This window comes from Pelagibacterium luteolum (assembly GCF_900100665.1).
Classification (GTDB): Bacteria; Pseudomonadota; Alphaproteobacteria; order Rhizobiales; family Devosiaceae; genus Pelagibacterium; species Pelagibacterium luteolum.
Genome location: NZ_FNCS01000043.1, coordinates 1 through 2,946, shown reverse-complemented (window position 1 = coordinate 2,946; position 2,946 = coordinate 1). Strand labels below are relative to the sequence as shown.

The following is a 2,946-nucleotide window of genomic DNA, read 5'->3' as shown; positions in this document are numbered from 1 at the left end:
AGTCGATCGAGCTATTAGTACTGGTAAGCTTCATGCATTGCTGCACTTCCACACCCAGCCTATCAACGTGGTGGTCTTCCACGGCTCTGATAGGGAATACTGGTTTTGAAGGAGGCTTCCTGCTTAGATGCTTTCAGCAGTTATCCCGTCCGAACTTAGCTACCCTGCACTGCGGCTGGCGCCACAACAGGTCCACCAGAGGTTCGTCCATCCCGGTCCTCTCGTACTAGGGACAGCTCTTCTCAATATTCCAACACCCACGGCAGATAGGGACCGAACTGTCTCACGACGTTCTAAACCCAGCTCACGTACCACTTTAAATGGCGAACAGCCATACCCTTGGGACCTGCTCCAGCCCCAGGATGTGATGAGCCGACATCGAGGTGCCAAACGATGCCGTCGATAAGGACTCTTGGGCATCATCAGCCTGTTATCCCCGGCGTACCTTTTATCCGTTGAGCGATGGCCCTTCCACGCGGGACCACCGGATCACTATGACCGACTTTCGTCTCTGCTCGACTTGTCAGTCTCGCAGTCAGGCAGGCTTATGCCATTGCACTCAACGACCGATTTCCGACCGGTCTGAGCCCACCATCGCGCGCCTCCGTTACTCTTTGGGAGGCGACCGCCCCAGTCAAACTACCCACCACACGCTGTCCCGGACACTGTTATGCCGCGGTTAGACATCCATGACGATAAGGGTGGTATCTCACATTGCGGCTCCACAAGGACTGGCGTCCCTACTTCAAAGCCTACCACCTATTCTGCACATGCCGACACGAATGCCAGCGTGAAGCTATAGTAAAGGTGCACGGGGTCTTTCCGTCTGACCGCAGGAACCCCGCATCTTCACGGGGAGTTCAATTTCGCTGAGTCGATGCTGGAGACAGTGGGGAAGTCGTTACGCCATTCGTGCAGGTCGGAACTTACCCGACAAGGAATTTCGCTACCTTAGGACCGTTATAGTTACGGCCGCCGTTTACCGGGGCTTCAATTCAAGGCTTGCACCTCTCCTTTTAACCTTCCGGCACCGGGCAGGCGTCAGACCCTATACGTCGTTTTACAACTTCGCAGAGCCCTGTGTTTTTAATAAACAGTCGCCACCCCCTGGGTTGTGCCACCCGCCCTTGGTTGCCCAAAGACGGGTCACGCTTATCCCGAAGTTACGCGTGCAATTTGCCGAGTTCCTTCAGCATCGTTCTCTCAAGCGCCTTGGTATGCTCTACCAGTCCACCTGTGTCGGTTTAGGGTACGGTCTATAAGCTGGGGCTATTTCCTGGAACCGCCTCACTGCATGTCCAATCCGATAAGGACATACAGACCTGGCAATCCGTCACTTCCCAGCAGGCTCACGAATATTAACGTGATTCCCATCGACTACGCCTTTCGGCCTCGCCTTAGGAGCCGGCTAACCCTGCGCTGATTAACATTGCGCAGGAACCCTTGGACTTTCGGCGAGAGTGTCTCTCACACTCTTTGTCGCTACTCATGTCAGCATTCGCACTTCCGATACCTCCAGGACCCCTCACGGGTATCCCTTCGCAGGCCTACGGAACGCTCCGCTACCGCGTACAGCAAAAGCTGCACACCCTAAGCTTCGGTGCATGGTTTGAGCCCCGTTACATTTTCGCCGCAGGAACGCTTGACCAGTGAGCTGTTACGCTATCTTTAAAGGATGGCTGCTTCTAAGCCAACCTCCTGGTTGTCTAAGCATTCCCACATGCTTTCCCACTTAACCATGACTTGGGGACCTTAGCTGTAGGTCAGGGCTGTTTCCCTTTCCACGACGGACCTTAGCACCCGCCGTGTGTCTGCCAGATAGTACTCTTGGGTATTCGGAGTTTGGTTAGGTTTGGTAATCCGGTGAGGACCCCTAGCCCATCCAGTGCTCTACCCCCCAAGGTATTCGTCTGACGCTCTACCTAAATAGATTTCGCGGAGAACCAGCTATTTCCAAGTTTGATTGGCCTTTCACCCCTAGCCACACGTCATCCCCGTCTTTTTCAACAGACGTGGGTTCGGTCCTCCAGTAAGTGTTACCTCACCTTCAACCTGCACATGGCTAGATCACTTGGTTTCGGGTCTAATCCGTCGTACTTAACGCCCTATTCAGACTCGGTTTCCCTACGCCTACACCTAACGGCTTAAGCTTGCACGACAGACTAAGTCGCTGACCCATTATACAAAAGGTACGCTATCACCCAGGACGAACCTTGGGCTCTAACTGTTTGTAGGCATCCAGTTTCAGGAACTGTTTCACTCCCCTCGTCGGGGTGCTTTTCACCTTTCCCTCACGGTACTTGTTCACTATCGGTCGCACACGAGTACTTAGGCTTGGAGGGTGGTCCCCCCATGTTCAGACAGGATTTCACGTGTCCCGCCTTACTCGAGGACCTCAATGCTTTCTACCGGTACGGGGCTATCACCCACTAAGGCAGACCTTTCCAGGTCTTTCCCGTTCTTACACTGAGGCCACTGGCCTGGTCCGGGTTCGCTCGCCACTACTACCGGAGTCTCAATTGATGTCCTTTCCTCCGGGTACTGAGATGTTTCAGTTCCCCGGGTTCGCCTCCCTTGCGGGATACTCATTGCTGAGTGGGTTTCCCCATTCGGAAATCGCCGGATCAAAGCTTATTCGCAGCTCCCCGACGCTTATCGCAGCGTATCACGTCCTTCATCGCCTGTGTGCGCCAAGGCATCCACTGAACGCCCTTTTGGCACTTGATCGTTCTCATTACCAATAATCGCAATCACACAATAAATGCATGATCATCGACCATCGGTGGTCAGATCATAATTGGATCGAATGTGTTGGAAGGCTATTGCCGGGTCGCAAAAGTGTGCACCACTCCTGCGGGCAAAGCCCATCCGATCCAAAGACCAGTTTCACGAGGTATCGTTTCTCCAAGGTCTTTCAACCTAATCCCGACTGGGGGATCGCCTGGG

1 rRNA gene is annotated in these 2,946 nt (G+C 53.9%); it reads right to left on the bottom strand.

Annotated features, from left to right (window positions below):
• Positions 1–2,727 (bottom strand): 23S ribosomal RNA (locus BLR31_RS21220); the annotation flags it as partial.
• Positions 2,728–2,946: the final 219 nt, after the last annotated feature.